This is a genomic window from Gordonia lacunae, from assembly GCF_002149015.1.
GTDB lineage: Bacteria > Actinomycetota > Actinomycetes > Mycobacteriales > Mycobacteriaceae > Gordonia > Gordonia lacunae.
Genome location: NZ_NGFO01000015.1, coordinates 91679 through 107055 on the forward strand (window position 1 = coordinate 91679; position 15377 = coordinate 107055).

10 protein-coding genes are annotated in these 15377 nt (G+C 69.0%); 5 read left to right on the forward strand and 5 right to left on the reverse strand.

Going from position 1 to position 15377, the window contains the following annotated elements:
* The first annotated feature begins 397 nt into the window (after window positions 1-397).
* Together CA982_RS14265 and CA982_RS14270 are read left to right on the forward strand one after the other, a co-directional pair.
* Window positions 398-823 (forward strand): HIT family protein, encoded by a 426-nt coding sequence (locus CA982_RS14265; RefSeq protein WP_086535964.1) that lies wholly within the window; start codon window positions 398-400, stop codon window positions 821-823.
* A complete protein-coding gene (locus CA982_RS14270; protein WP_086535965.1) occupies window positions 820-1632 on the forward strand; it encodes an SIR2 family NAD-dependent protein deacylase in 813 nt (270 codons plus the stop codon). The genes CA982_RS14265 and CA982_RS14270 overlap by 4 nt, the downstream gene beginning before the upstream one ends.
* A gap of 34 nt (window positions 1633-1666) precedes the next feature.
* Here the strand turns inward: CA982_RS14270 and CA982_RS14275 are convergent, their stop codons facing one another.
* From CA982_RS14275 to CA982_RS14285, 3 genes are all read right to left on the reverse strand, one after another.
* On the reverse strand, window positions 1667-5905 hold the full coding sequence (locus CA982_RS14275; RefSeq protein ID WP_086535966.1) for an AAA domain-containing protein: 4239 nt from the start codon (window positions 5903-5905) through the stop codon (window positions 1667-1669).
* Between the two features lie 103 nt (window positions 5906-6008).
* Window positions 6009-6341: a rhodanese-like domain-containing protein gene (locus tag CA982_RS14280; protein WP_086535967.1), complete on the reverse strand. Its 333-nt coding sequence runs from the start codon at window positions 6339-6341 to the stop codon at window positions 6009-6011.
* Window positions 6342-6553: 212 nt separating this feature from the next.
* Complete coding sequence (locus CA982_RS14285; RefSeq protein ID WP_086535968.1) at window positions 6554-8326, reverse strand: DEAD/DEAH box helicase; 1773 nt, start codon at window positions 8324-8326, stop codon at window positions 6554-6556.
* 236 nt (window positions 8327-8562) lie between these two features.
* Here CA982_RS14285 and CA982_RS14290 point away from each other — a divergent pair, with 236 nt between their 5' ends.
* The 3 genes from CA982_RS14290 (at window position 8563) to CA982_RS14300 (ending at window position 12879) form a co-directional block, all read left to right on the forward strand.
* The gene (locus tag CA982_RS14290; RefSeq protein ID WP_086535969.1) at window positions 8563-10350 is read left to right on the forward strand and encodes an AMP-dependent synthetase/ligase; all 1788 of its coding nucleotides are present in this window, start codon (window positions 8563-8565) and stop codon (window positions 10348-10350) included.
* Between the two features lie 70 nt (window positions 10351-10420).
* Entirely contained in the window at window positions 10421-11698 is a 1278-nt protein-coding gene (opgC, locus tag CA982_RS14295) for an OpgC domain-containing protein (protein WP_086535970.1), read from the forward strand.
* A gap of 8 nt (window positions 11699-11706) precedes the next feature.
* Entirely contained in the window at window positions 11707-12879 is a 1173-nt protein-coding gene (locus CA982_RS14300) for a trans-sulfuration enzyme family protein (RefSeq protein ID WP_086535971.1), read from the forward strand.
* A gap of 23 nt (window positions 12880-12902) precedes the next feature.
* Here the strand turns inward: CA982_RS14300 and CA982_RS14305 are convergent, their stop codons facing one another.
* On the reverse strand, window positions 12903-14453 hold the full coding sequence (locus tag CA982_RS14305; RefSeq protein ID WP_086536010.1) for a DUF7782 domain-containing protein: 1551 nt from the start codon (window positions 14451-14453) through the stop codon (window positions 12903-12905).
* Window positions 14454-14498: 45 nt separating this feature from the next.
* On the reverse strand, window positions 14499-15254 hold the full coding sequence (locus CA982_RS14310; protein ID WP_425269083.1) for an HNH endonuclease family protein: 756 nt from the start codon (window positions 15252-15254) through the stop codon (window positions 14499-14501).
* Window positions 15255-15377 lie beyond the last annotated feature (123 nt).

The following is a 15377-nucleotide window of genomic DNA, read 5'->3' on the forward strand; positions in this document are numbered from 1 at the left end:
GCACAACCGGCCGCCAAGGCGACACTGCCGGGTCGAGCTAGCTGGTACTACAAAGGAACACGCCTGCTGCACAACAACATTGACGAGCACCGACCCATGGGGAGCCAGCGTCGGCGTGAACGTGACTCCTATGATGACACACGAAAGTGAGGGAACCCTCATGTTTGCGGGTGACCTGTCGGTATACCGACGAGTAACCGCGCGGGTAACTTCGGGCACCATGCCAACCGCCATGAGAAGGGTCGGAAAAGCGCCAGGCCAGGCAACATACTCAGAGGTACGTCGGTGCCCGAGTCTTTGCTCGGTCAACCGTTACCAAACCGTTATGTGATGTGGAGCACGACCGCGCGTCGTGACCCGACAGGGCCGCCGACCCGGGTGCCCTAGAGTCGGCCCCATGAGCAGTTGCATCTTCTGCGGCATCGTCGCCGGCACCTCCCCGGGGCGCATCGTCTACGCCGACGACGACGTGCTGGGCTTCCTCGACATCCGGCCGGTCACTCGCGGCCACACCCTCCTCGTGCCCCGCGTCCACTCCTCCGGACTCGACGACCTGGACCCGGCGATCGGCGCCGCGCTCTTCCGCGCCGGTCAGCGACTGGCCGCCGCGATGAAGACCGGGCCGGTGTCGGCCGACGGCGTGAACCTGGCGCTCAATGACGGCCGCGCTGCTTTCCAGACCGTCTTCCACACCCATCTGCACGTCGTGCCCCGACACGACGGCGACAAGCTGAGCTTCGCCAAGGGCTTCCTCGTCCGCCGGGACCCCGATCCCGACGAGACCGCCGCCCAGGTGCGCGCCTGCATCGAGTCCGCCGGATGAGCCTGGCCGGGCCACCCGATCCCGACTCCCCGACACTCATCCCGCCCGCGGTCGCCGACCTCGTGCGTCGCGCGGAGTGGATCACCGTGTTCAGCGGAGCGGGTATGTCGGCCGAGAGCGGCATCGCGACCTTCCGGGACGCCCAGACCGGGTTGTGGGAGAAGTTCGACCACGCCGAACTCGCCACCCCGGAGGCGTGGGCACGCGACCCGGCCCTGGTCTGGGGGTGGTACCGCTGGCGAGCACGCGAAGTGCTTGCCGCGCAGCCCAATGCCGGGCACCTCGCACTCGCCGAGCTCGCCACCTCACGCACCGTCATGGTCGTGACGCAGAATGTCGACGACCTCCACGAGCGGGCGGGCAGCGACGTCGTCAGCCACCTGCACGGCAGCCTGTTCGCCCCCCGGTGTTCGATCTGCGGCACTCCCTACGACGGTCCCGGGGCGTTCCCCGACCCCGCCGACCACCAGCCCGATGCGACGCCGGACGCCGACCCACGAGTCGACCCGCCCACCTGCCCGCGCTGCGGTGGGGCCGTGCGCCCCGGCATCGTCTGGTTCGGCGAAGCGCTGCCCGAATCGGATTGGCAGCGTGCGGATCAGGCGTTTCGCGCGTCGGAGGTGGTGCTCGTCGTGGGTACCAGCGGGATCGTCTACCCGGCAGCCGCGTTGCCGGAGCGAGCGGTGCGGGCGGGCATCCCGGTCATCGAATTCAACCCGGCACCGTCCGCGCTCTCCGACGTCGTGACCCACAGCCTGCGGATGCCCGCTGCGGTCGGCCTGCCCGCGCTTCTCGCATCAGTGCGCTGACCGGTGGCGCCCGGGCGTGGCCGGCGCGCCGGGGTCACTCCCCCGCACTGAGATCGATCGGTTGCCACCGAACGGCGTCCGGGCCGGCACCGTCCGGGGTCGGAACCGCGACGAGGGAGCCCGGCTTGCATCCACGCTCGTCGAGCACGGTCGCGACGTGATCCAGGACGCGGTCGGGATCGAGTTCGAACTCCGACTCACGCACTCGCACGAATTGCCAACCGCACCGGCGCAACTCGCGCTCGCGCTCGAGGTCCGATCGAGCCTGCTGTCCGGTTCCGGCGAACTCGTCGGCATCACACTCGACGGCCATGCGCGCGTCGGCCCCCAGCACCACCAGGTCGACGACCCGGTTGTTGACGGTGACCTTCGGCGTCACGTGATAGCCGAGTGCCGCGAGCCGGTTGAACACCCGCTGCTCGAGCAGGTTGTCGAACGGTGGCACGCGACGATCGTCGGGGACGTCGCTCGGCATGGCCCCGATCGACGGTCCCTCGTTGGCCGTGACATAGGACAGCAACGAGTAGCGAAGGTCGTTGGGGCGCAACTCGTCGAGACCGATCGAATGGAACAGCCACAGCTGGTCCATGGCACGGGTCGCCGCCACGTTGAATCTGCGCTGCGACTCCGCCCGGGTCAACGCCGAGATCGCTCCGGCGTCCGAGACGACCATCGACAGGAAGACCACGCGTCGCTCATCGCCCTGGAAGTCCGGCGGTGACCCGACCCGAATCCGCCGGGCACGCCAGGTGTCGGTGTCGATCTCGGTGCGCAGCGCCTTCTCGATCGCCTCGATCTGCTTGACGCCCTGCAGCGCGATCACGCCGAAGTCCAACCCGTCATAGGCCGGATCGGCCAGGCACCCTCGCAGCGCCTCGATGATCGCGGCCACCTCGGCGTCGTTGGTGACACCGCTGCCCGTTCCCGTCGCCGTCCCGTCGACCGCGACCGCCCGCAACGGCTCGAGCCGGTCGGAACCGTACTGGCGCACCGGGATCAGCGGCGCCGACCCGTAGAACTGGCGCGACGAGAACTCGATGATCTCGGGCATCGAACGGAAGTGCTCGCGCAGGCCGACGACGTTACCGAAGCGGCTGCGCAACAACGAGAACAAACTCGACCGGGGCGTCAGCCCGTCGCGCAGATACGTCGGTAGGTCCGGCAGCGCGGCATCGAGTTCGGCGAACGCCGAATCGAGTGTCGTGCCGCTGAGACCGGCGGGCGCGCACTGCTTGTCGTCGCCGACGACGATCACCCGGGGGGCCAGCCACAGGAGGAAGACGCTCGTGATGTCGGCCTGCGAGGCCTCGTCGACGATCACGACGTCGAAGGAGTTGCGGCGCGGCGGCAACGTCTCGGCCACCTGGCTGATCGACATGATCCAGGCGGGGACGGCGTTCTGCGCCTCGACCATGGCCTCGCGCGCCGCGCGCCGGAAGCGATTGGCGTGTTTGCCCGATCCCTTGCCGAGGTTGATCATGTGGTCGCGGTAGGACTGGACGGCCTGCAGTTCGCCGGCCGTGGTGCGCGTCAGCAGCTCTCGGATGGCGCGGGCGGACGCGAGACGAGTGGTCAGGGCCGCGATGTCGACCTCGATGGCGTCGAGGGCCGACTGCAGGCGGTCCTCGGCGAACGGGTCGCTACGGTCCTGCGCCCAGGTGTGGGCGAACCGCCACGCCCACGCCGCACCCATGTCCCGAGCGCGTTCGGTCCAGATCGGGTCCTGCGCGCTCGCCCACATGGTCTTCGCGAGTTCCGGTGCGCGGCTTCGTAACCGGAGTCCGAGCAGCTCCAGGACATTCTGCTCGTCGGCGTCGGCCGCGGCTGCGGCGAAGGCACGGCGCGCATCCCGGATCGCGGCGGGATCGGCCGTACCCAACGCCGAGAGCAGCGCGTCACCCTCCGGCGACGGCCCCTTCTCGAGTTCGGTCGTCAGCCGGTACACGCCGTCGGCCAGTTCCTGCTCGGCCAGGACCGCGTCGTTGGCCGCGGCGACCGACCGGGCCTGATGCGCCACCTCGGCCACCTCGGCGACCGTGCACGGCCGTGGCCCGCCTGGGCTGATCGCCTCGAGTTCGCGCACCAGGTGTTCACGCCCGGTGAGGAGCCGCGAGATCCACGCCAGTTGGGTGTCGAGACGTACGAGGTGATCCAGCTGTGCCGACCGCGAGCCCGAGGCGTCGACCGGGACGTGCAGGTCGGCGAGGATGCGATGCACCTGGTGAGTGGCATCGACGACGGTGAGGTGGTCGGCGACCCGCCGCAGCGACGCCTCGTCTCGGGGCGGGCGGCCGTCGACGGTGGCCCGCACCGGTGCGTCCTCCACGGCGCGCTGCTCCGGCGAGCGCCGCAGCCTTCCCCGCCACTGACCGCCGTCCCGTAGGAAGTCGGCGGCGGCGTCGAACAACGCGGCATCCCCGGGCCGGTTGCCCTCCACGACCACCGAGTGCGCGCCGAGGTCCCGGTCCCGGCGAGCAGCTTCGGCGATCACCGGGGACAGCGTCGTCACCCGTGACCAGAGGTGCGCGGCCCGGCCGGCGAGCAGCCGGTCGGCCATGTCGATGATCGGATCCGGGTACGAGGCCACCTCACCGGACGCCACTGCCAGGTCATCGCAGATGTCCTTGATGCGGACCAACCGCGCGCTGTCGACGCCGTCGAGCACGGACAGCAGGGTCCCGGCACCGGCCGGCTGTTGACCCGGCCGGGCGGCGATCCGATCGCAGATCGCGTCCATCTCGCCGGGGCCGGGCAGGTGATCGTCGAGGTCGACGAAGCGCTGTGCGAGTCGCGACGTGGAGCCCCCGGTACTCGCGAGCAGCTCCGCGAGCCGGACGAATTCGGCGGAATCCAGCGGCGGCACGGCACCGTGGACAGGGCCTGGCAGCCAGTCGAACGCGGCGGCGTCGGCCCGCACCTGCCGAACGATCTCCGCCGGGGATCCGCGGTAGTCCCCCGCGACCCATTCGTGGATCTCGGTCTCCTCCGCACGCAGGTCCCAGAGTTCGCGGAGCGTTTGATCCCGTTGCCGCAGAGCGTGATCCCGGCGAGCAGCGAGATCGGCGATCTCGGCGTCGGCAACCCCCGGAGTGAACGACGCCTTGCGTTCGGCGAGCTCGCTCACCGCGTCCACGATGCCCTCGGCACTGTCCTGGGACACATCGGCGATCGACACCGTGAGAGCCCGCAGCGCGGGTGGCAGCATGTCGTGGAGCACGTGGAGCGCATGGGCTTTCTCGCTCACGACGAGGACGCGCTGACCTTTCGCCAGCAGCGCCGATGTCACGTTGGCGATGGTGTGCGTCTTCCCGGTGCCGGGCGGACCCTCGACGACCACACCCGTGTCGACGCCGAGACGGGCGAGCACGTCGCGCTGCTCGACGTTGGACGGCAGCGGGAACAGTGCATCGGCGACCAGCTCCGCGGGTTCGAGGACGCCGCGCCCCCGAAGGGCGGCGAGTCGCTCGTCCGCCTCGAGTGGGCGGACGAGCTGCGCGAGTCCGACCGGGACCTCTGAACTCTCGTCCCGCAGGTCGTCGATGATCGCGTCGTAGAACGCGAGCGAGCTCTCCACGCCTCGTCGGCGGAGCACGACCGCAGGCCGGGTCTCGACCGACAGGGTCACGCGCTCGGTGTCGACGTCGATCGCCTCGTGCCACTCCGCCATCAGCTCGGTGGTCTTCGGCGACAACACCGAGGTCTGCGCGGCCAGCTTGCCGCGGATCTTGACCGCTCCCGCAAGATCCAGACCGTCCAGCGCAGCCAGGAGATGTGTGTCGCGCACGGCCGGCGACGAACCCGCACCCAGGGACAACCGGATCGTGTCGTCCTCGCCGCGATCGGCTACCAGAGCCTGGGTGAGCAGGTGCTCCCGGATGAGCGGCGCCCCCGCGTCGTCCGCCGCGCGTCGGACCGTGACCAGGGCGGACGCGACGACGAGCTCGAGCTCCTCGGGATTGTCGCCGAGCGCGTCGACGAGCGCGCCGAGATCGGCAACGGCCGAGGCCGGGTCGGCGGAGACCGGGTCAGCCGTCACCGAGTCGGCGGAGTCTGGTCGCCCGGCACCGCTGTCCCCCGGGCGGAGCTCCAGGACGACCTGGCCCGGAGCTGCGTTCGAGCGTATGGAGAGGGAGGTGGCGGGGCCGACCCAGACGTGACCGGGATGATCGGCGATGTCGTGGACGTCCCCTGAACGGGACCGGACGAGATCGGCCAGAAACGTCATCAGCCGGGTGACCTGATCGCGCAGCATCTCGCGAGCGTCATCCTGCATACCGATGTGTTCCTCTCGTCGCCGGCGACTCCTACGCTACAAGACGCTGGTCAGAGGGACCCGCGCGGTCGCGCGGGACGGCGTCGGATTCTCTGCCGGCCGCTCAGCCGACGGTGCGCGAACGCAGGGCCCGGTAGTCCCCGTCGACGTAGCGGACGTTGGTGTAACCGCAATCGGCGATCTGTTCGGCGATCCGGGGCGCCTCCGAGCGGACCGACACCACGGCGATCTCGGTGTCGCGGTCCCGGATGACCGGAAAGGTGCCCGACGGCGTGGGCGTGAACCGCGTCGGCACCTCGGTCGGATCGACCACGAGAGCGCCGGGGAGGCTGCCCTGATGCCGCACGACCTGCGGCCGCGCATCGACGACCACCGCGTTCCCCTCGCGGCTGTGATTCATTGCCTCTGCTGCTGAAATCGCATTCACCACTGACACCGGTGACTCACCAATCCTGTTGCTCGAATTCGTCCGTGTGCATCGTGTGTCGCGATGATCACCATCCGGTGATCCAGCGACTGGATGACCCCCGTCGACCAGGTTACGGAACGATCTCGAATTGACAAGTTTTCTCACGCAGCTCTCAGAAGTGCGCGAAAGTGCGCGGTTTCTGGTATCCGGCGCCTCGGGGGCGGGACAGTCGGGGTGGGTCAGGAATGACGACCGCGACCGGCCACGCGCGGCGAGGGACGTTTGCCCCAGCTGTCGCCGCGACGGCCGTCGCGTCCACCACCGTGGCCGCCGGCCCCCCGCTTCGCGCCGCCTCGTGTCCGCGGTGACCCCATGTCCTTGCGGATGTCGATCGGGTTCTTGCCGATCTTCGTGTGCCGCAGCGACGAGAGGGTCTCGTTGTCGAGGTCGTCGGGCAGTTCCACGAGGCTGAAGTCGTCGCGGATGCTGATGTTGCCGAAGTCGGCGCGGGTCAGACCGCCCTCGTTGGCGATGGCACCGACGATCGCACCGGGTGACACCTTGTGCTTGCGTCCGACGGCGATCCGGTACGTCGCGAAGCTCGCGCCCGGGCGACGTGGAGCACGCTCGCGCTCGGGACGCCTCTCCGACTGCGGCGGGTCCGGGGTCATGAGGAATCCGCCGTCACGCGTCTCGAGCGCCAGCGCGGCCGCGATGTCGGCCATCGCGACGTCGTTGTCCCGCGCGTAGTTCTCGATCAGGCCGCGGAACAGGTCGAGGTTGTCCGACGACAGGTTCTGCGTGATGGAGTCGGCGAACTTCGCCACTCGCTGGGCGTTGACGTCATCGACACTCGGCAGGCCGATCTCGGTCAGCGTCTGTCGCGTGGCACGTTCGATGGCGCGCAGGAGGTGACGCTCGCGCGGCGAGACGAACAGCAGCGCGTTGCCCGACCGGCCGGCGCGACCCGTGCGCCCGATGCGGTGCACGTACGACTCGGTGTCGTGCGGGATGTCGTAGTTGACCACGTGCGAGATGCGGTCGACGTCGAGTCCGCGCGCGGCGACGTCGGTCGCGACGAGGATGTCGATCGAACCGTTCTTGAGCTGGTTGATCGTCCGTTCGCGCTGCGCCTGGGCGAGGTCACCGTTGATGGCCACCGCGGAGAAGCCGCGGGAGCGCAACTTCTCGGCCAGCTCTTCGGTCGCCTGCTTGGTGCGGACGAACACGATCATCGCGTCGAAGGTCTCGACCTCGAGGAAGCGTGTCAGCGCGTCCAGCTTGCGCTGGTGGGAGACCTGCAGATAGCGCTGGGTGATGTTCTGTGCGGTCGCGGTCTTCGCCTTGACCGTGATCTCCTGCGGCGAGTTGAGGTACCGCTGCGCGAGACGCCGGATGGCGCTGGGCATCGTCGCCGAGAACAGCGCGACCTGCTTGGTGTCCGGGGTCTCGGCGAGGATGCGCTCGACGTCTTCGGCGAAGCCCATGGTCAGCATCTCGTCGGCTTCGTCGAGGACGAGGAACTCCAGCCCGGAGATGTCGAGGGTCTTGCGATCGAGGTGGTCGATGACGCGCCCCGGGGTGCCGACGATGACCTGTGCGCCACGACGCAGACCCGCGAGCTGGACGCCGTAGGACTGCCCGCCGTAGATGGGCAGGACCTTCACCTCGGGCATGTGGGCCGAGTATCGGCCGAAGGCCTCGGACACCTGGAGGGCCAGTTCCCGAGTCGGTGCCAGGATCAGCGCCTGCGGCGTCCGTGCGGAGGTGTCCAGCCGGGACAGGATGGGGATGGCGAAGGCCGCGGTCTTACCGGTACCGGTCTGCGCCAGACCGACCACGTCGCGCCCCGACATCAGGGTCGGGATGGTGGCCGCCTGGATCGGTGAGGGCGTCTCATAGCCGACGTCGGTGACGGCGGCGCGGACGCGCGGATCGATCTCGAGGTCGTCAAACGTGCCGACGGTGGGGTCGGCGGGGGCGTCGTGCTCGCCGTGATCGGAAGTACTCATGCGGCGGAAGTCTCATTCATCGCCCTCAACTGTAATGGCCCTGCACCAGAATGTCGGCATCGCGCCCGGGCGGGGTCGCAACAGCCCCCTGATCAGGGCGCGAACCACGATCGTCGACCGGTGTGATGCATCCCACGAATACTGGTACTGTCAGTGCCACTCATCCGGCCATCGGTCCCGGTCACACGCATACCGATGTCCGGAATGTCCATTTGTTCTCCCGTCTCAGGAGTGCCATGCAGCAGCAGTACGCCACCCCGTCCGATCTCACGATCGACGACAAGGCGACGACCGTCGACACGATCCTGCGCTACCGCGCGGAGCGCCCCACGATGCCGCTCTTCCGCAAGCGCTCGCACAACCAATGGGTCAACGTCACCGCCAAGCACTTCACCGACGAGGTGGACGCCGTCGCCAAGGGCCTCATCGCCTCGGGCGTGCAGGCCGGGGACCGCGTCGCCATCCTCTGCTCGACCCGCTACGAGTGGACCGTCCTGGACTATGCGATCTGGCGTGCGGGGGCATGCACCGTCGCGATCTACGAGACCTCCGCCCCCGACCAGGTCCAGTGGATCCTGGAGGATTCCGGCGCCACGCTGCTGTTCGTCGAGGATCACGAGCACTACACCCGCCACCTCCGGGTGATCGACGAGACACCCACCCTCAAGGAAACCCTGGTCATCGACGACCATGCGCTTCCCACGGTCACCAAGCGCGGCGCGAAGATCGCCGATGCGGATCTCGACCAGCGGCAGGCGAACGCGTTGTCCTCCGACGCCGCCACGCTGATCTACACGTCGGGCACCACCGGACGCCCGAAGGGCGTCGTCCTGACGCACGCGAACTTCCTGGCCGAGACCGCCGCCACCCGTGACGCGGTCGGCGCCGGGATGCGCGAGGGCAAGTCGACGCTGCTGTTCCTCCCACTGGCACACATCTTCGCCCGGGTCGTCACCGTCGGCTGTGTGGAGAACGGCGTGATCCTCGGACACACCAACGACCTGACGAACCTCGTGGCCGACCTGGGCGTGTTCAAGCCGAACTACGTGCTGTCGGTGCCCCGCGTGTTCGAGAAGGTGTACAACTCCGCCAAACAGAAGGCCTACGACGGCGGCAAGGGGTCGATCTTCGACAAGGCCACCGACACGGCGATCGAGTACAGCAAGGCGACCGAGGCCGGCAAGGTCGGGCTGGGTCTGAAGCTCCGCCACGCCGTCTTCGACAAGCTCGTCTACGGCAAGCTGCGCGACGCCCTGGGCGGCCAGTGCGAAGGCGCGATCTCCGGCGGCGCTCCGCTCGGCGCGCGCCTCGGCCACTTCTTCCGCGGCGTGGGCATCCCGGTGTACGAGGGCTACGGCCTGTCGGAGACCACCGCTGCGGTCACGGCCAACAACGAGGACAACCAGAAGGTCGGCTCGGTCGGCCGACCGATCCCCGGCGTCACCGTCGCCATCGCCGAGGACGGCGAGGTCCTGCTCAAGGGACCGGTCGTGTTCGGCGGGTACTGGAAGAACCAGGCCGCCACCGATGACGCCATCCGCGACGGCTGGTTCCACACCGGTGACATCGGCACACTCGACGACGGATACCTGTTCATCACCGGCCGTAAGAAGGAACTGATCGTCACCGCCGGCGGCAAGAACGTCTCCCCCGCCCAGCTCGAGGACACCATCCGGGCGCACCCGCTGGTGAGCCAGTGCCTCGTCGTCGGCGACAACAAGCCGTTCATCGCGGCGCTCATCACGATCGACGCCGAAGCCGTTCCCGGATGGCTGGAGCGCCACGGCCTGCCCGCCGACACCCCGATCTCCGATCTTGTCGACAACGCCGACCTGAAGGCGGAGATCGACGCCGCGGTGAAGGAGGCGAACACCAAGGTGTCCAACGCCGAGGCGATCAAGAAGTTCTCGATCCTCGACACCGACTTCACGATCGACACCGGTGAGCTCACGCCGACGATGAAGCTCAAGCGCAACGTGATCCACGACGCGCACAAGGAAGCGATCGCCGACCTCTACACCTGAGCAGAACTCCGCACGACTCGCCGCGGCCCGGGATGCCCCCGGGCCGCGGCGCTGTCTATCGTGCAAGGCAATGAAACGAGACCTGGCCATCGATGCCACCCGTGGTGTGGCGATCTGGAGCATGATCACGGCGCACTTCGCGCAGGAATCGATGCTGGCCACCCCGACTCACGCTTTTCCCTACGTCGACGGCATGTCGGCGTTCGTGATGCTGTCGGGAATCGTCCTCGGCCTCGTCTACCAGCGGTGGGTCACGCGACACGGCCTGGTCTTCGCCTACAAGCGACTGGCCAAGCGGATCCTCGTGCTCTACCTGTGCCAGCTGGTCATCGCGCTCGTCGCGGTCGCGGCCGCTCTGGAAGGCCACCGCTGGCTGACGCTCCTGCTACCGGTCGACGGCTGGGGCGACGGCCTGCGCCTCGCGCTGACCATGGACTACCTACCCAGCGGCGGCAACATCCTGTTGCTCTACATGGTCCTACTGATCTCGGCCTTCGCACTCTTCCCGCTGCTGCGCATGGGATGGTGGCGCTGGGTGCTCGCCGGATCGCTCGCCCTGTACGCGGTCTCGCTGGTCTACTCCCCCGATTGGTTCTACCTCAGCGCCTACCAGGCGGCGCCCCACATCCAGAACGTCGCCGGATGGCAGATCATGTTCGTCCCGGCCCTGGTCATCGGCTGGAACTGGTCGACGTGGAAGGTCCCGGAGTTCGTCGACCGGTGGATCGTCGCGATCGTCGTCGTCGCCCTCGGCGTGGCGCTGTTCTTCCACTTCGGCATCGACCACGGGCCGTGGGCGCATCTCGAACCGACGGTCGCGGACAAACTCGACTTCCGCCCGGCCCGGGCCGTCGGCGCATACCTGGCCATCCCGGCCGTCTACGGGCTCTTCCGCCTGTTGCTCACGTGGTGGCACCACGACTGGCTGCGGCCGCTGGTCATGACCGGGACCCGCAGCCTCGACTCCTATGTGATCCAGGCGATCGCCCTCGTCGTGGTTCCCATCCACATCGCGCACCGCCCGTGGAACTCGGTCACGATGGACGCCGTGGCGCTACTGGTGTTCGCCGCCTGCTGGGGTTGGGCGGAGTTCCGCCACCTCGCCCACATCGACAAACTGCACAAGCTCCCGGTACGCGTGGTCGCCCTCGTCCGCCCACGCCGAGCCGAGGTCGCCCCCGGACCCGGGCCCGGCGTACCCACCTCCGAGGAACCGGATGCCGCCCGGCCCGCCGGTGTGGTGCCCGCCGGCGACCTGCCGGCCGACGAACCGTCCGGGGCAGATCATCGGGACGTGGTCGAACGGGCCGGGGCACGCATCGACGAACCGATGGGAGTTCATCCGTGACAGGTGAGATGACACGTAGCGTCCACGCCGGGAACGACGCGTCGGGTCCGTCGGTGCGGACTCCCATCACGATGGCGAATTCGTATCACCTGCCGCCCGATCCCGAGGCCATGAGCTGGTCGGGCACCGAGCAGCTGTTCTACACACGCAACACCGGCGCCAATCAGGTCGCCTTGCAGGACAAGCTCGCCGCACTCGAAGACGCCGACGACGCCGTCGTCCTCGCCTCGGGGGTGGCCGCACTGCACGCCGTGTTCTTCACCTTCCTGTCCGCCGGTGACCACGTCGTCGTGTCGGACACGACGTACGAGGCCACGTGGAAACTGTGGTCGGATCTCTTGCCGAGGAAGTACGGGATCGAGGCGACCTTCGTCGACGTCGGGGACCTCGATGCCACCCGCGCCGCCATGCGTCCCGGCACCACCCGCATGCTGATCGCCGAGACGATCGCCAACCCGACCACCAAGGTCGCCGACATCGGCGCTCTCGCACAGATCGCCTCCGACGCCGGAGCCCTGCTACTGGTCGACTCGACCTTCACCCCACCGGTGTTGTATCGCCCGCTCGCCGACGGCGCCGACCTCGTCGTCCACTCGCTGACCAAGTACATCAACGGTCACGGCGACGCGATGGGTGGCGCCGTGCTCGGTCGGCCGGACCTGATCGCGCAGGTCCGGGAGCAGGCGATGGTCGACGTCGGCGGCGTGATCTCGCCGTTCAACGCGTGGCTGATCGCCCGCGGCGCGATCACCCTGCCGCTGCGGTTCGCCCAGCACCAACGCAACGCCGAGCGGGTCGCGGCCTTCCTCGACGACGACCCGCGTATCGCCTACGTCCGATATCCGGGACTGCAGTCGCATCCCGAACACGACCTCGCCGCGCGACAATTCGGCGGTCGCGGCTTCGGGGGCATGATGGCGTTCGCGGTCCGCGGCGATCCGGCCACCCAGAATCGCTTCGTCTCGGCCCTGACGACGATCACCTCGGCGGTGTCACTCGGTCACGACGAGTCGCTGCTCGTGCACGTCGGTGCCGACGGGCCACGGGTTGCCGCATACCCGGAGCCTTTCCGCGAGTGGGGACATCTGCGATTCTCGGTGGGCCTCGAGGACGCCGACGACCTGATCGCCGATCTCGCCGCCGCACTGGACGCGACGTTTCCGGCCTCCACCGCTGGTTGAGCCGGCTCCCCCCGCAACCACTTTCAGGTCGCCTCGTACAGAATCCCCCGGCCGATCGCCTCCCGGACGACCGGCAGCGCGGCCTCGGCCAGGGCGTCGGTATCGACGCCGTGGAAGTCGGCGAGGAGCTCGAGCAGGACGCCCAGCGGAACCTGTCCGCGACAACCGGCGAGCAGTGCGCGCGAGATCTCGTCGACGCCGAGAACGGCGCCGGGACCTCCGGGCCGGCGAACCGCGGCCGACACCTGGTGCCAGCCCTCGTCGCCCGGGAGCGAGTGCTCTTCGAGCATGACCGGCGCCACCGACAGCCGCTGCGCGAGCAGCCGGCCGTCGGAGGTCTCCCGCAGATAGCGCCGTCGCGCGAGGAACGCCTGCGCCTCGTACCCGGTCACCTCTTCACCGGCGCCGGTGATCTCCTCGATCACGACGTCGGGATCGCGGGTCTCCGCCGGCATCGGAAGCCGGGCGGTGATCGAGCCCATCCCGATCGCGACGATGCCGTTGGCCTCGAACCACTCGAGCCACTCCGCTCCCCGCTGCGCGGCGCTGGACTCGTCCTCACCGGCGTCGGACAGCCACAGGGAGATGTAGCTGATGGGGTCGGCGACCTCCCGCTGCACGACCCACGCGTCGAGTCCGGTGCCGGCGAGCCACGACCGGACCCGCTCCGCCCACGGTTCGCTGTCGCGGATGATCCAGTTGGCCAAGATCTGTGCGGTGCCACCAGGATTCAGATGCGCAGGCAGCTCGCGGACGAGTTGCTCGCAGAGCCCGTCCCCGACGACACCGGAGTCGCGGTAGATGTAGTCCTGCCCGCCGGCGCCGACGACGAACGGCGGGTTGGACACGATGAGATCGAACCGTTCCCCGGCGACAGGCTCGAACATGCTGCCCGCGCGCAGATCCCACGACATCCCGTTGAGGCGGGCCGTGGCGGCGGCCAGCGCCAGCGCTCGGTCGTTGGTGTCGGTGGCCACGATCTGCTCGCAGTGCGCGTCGAGATGCAGCGCCTGGATGCCGCACCCGGTACCGATGTCGAGTGCACGCCGGACGGGCTCGCGGATGACCGCTCGGGCCAGCGAGATCGACGCGCCGCCGATCCCCAGGACGTGGTCACGGGCAACGGGTCCGGGCCGCATCGCGGCGTCCTGATCGGCGACCACCAGGTAGTCGCGGGTGTCGTCGGCGTGCGGCCGGATGTCCAGGCGGGCGCGGAGCCGCGATTCGTCGACTCGCGCCAGCACCCCCTGTGCCATCAGCGCGTCCGTTCCGGTCGTCGGGAACGCCGCGGCAACAGCGTCTTCGGGCTCGTCCGAGCCCAACAGGAACAGGCGGATGAGAGTGGCCAGCCGACCGTCCTCGCCGGCGGCGTCGCGCGTGGCGGCGAGCGCCGGCCACCAGACACCCCGGACGAGTGCATCGTGGGCGTCGCCACCGAGCAGACGGGTGACGCCGTCGTTCGTGTACCCCGCCGACCGCAGGTCGGCACCGAGCGCCGCGACGACGGTGTCGTCGGTCAGCGGATGGCCGGCGGCGTCGTCGAGTGGCTGGGGTCGTCCCTGGTCCGCGGTCACGGTCGTCAGGCTACCGACGAGACCGGCGCCGGCCACCCGACGGGTTCAGCACGATGCGAGGACCCGGCGCATGGCGTCGCGTTCGGCCGGGGTCACCCACAGGCCGTAGGACTTCTTGACCTCGATCTGCCGGCTGACATAGGTACATCGGTAGGCCTTGTTCGGCGGGAGCCACGTGGCGGCGTCGCCGTCGCTCTTCCGCTGGTTGACGGTCCCGGAGACGGCCTGCAGATTTCGCGGATCGTTCGCGAACGCGATGCGTTCGGTCGCGGTCAACCCGGCAGCGCCCTTCTGCCATGCGTCCGACAGCGCGACAACGTGATCGATCTGCACGCGTGCCGACGTGTCCTCACCTCGGGTGAACGGGATGATCGTTCCGGTGTAGGGGTCGGCCAGCGTGCCGGCGAGGACCCGACACCCGTCGGCGTGGACCGTAATCGCGGTGAGGTCTCGCCGGAGGATGTCCTCCCGGGTCCGGCATCCGTTACGGCCGAACTGCACGTCGACCGCGTCGTCCCACGCCTTGCCGAACCGCGCCCGGGCATAACCGGTCTTGGGCGCACGACCTTTCACCGGGAGGGATGCCAGGTCGGCCACGGCACGATCGACGCCGGGCGCCCGCGTCTGGAGCTCTCCCGACGGCAGCGCAGGCGCCGACGCGGTGGCGCTCGGAGTCGGTGTGCGAAGCCCCGCTCCCGACCCGGCGTCGGTGTCCGTCCCGGCGACGGACAGGGCTCCGAACCCGACGACGACCGACACCGCGGCGATCATCACCGACACCCATGCCGCTCGACGTCTCACCTCGAGATCGTTGCACGACGCACCGACAGCGCTTCTGGTCCACCCGGTGCGCGGACTTCCGCCGCGCACCTTAAGATTCGTTCGACTAACTTCCCCGTCGCGGACTGCTCTGGTCGCGCACGA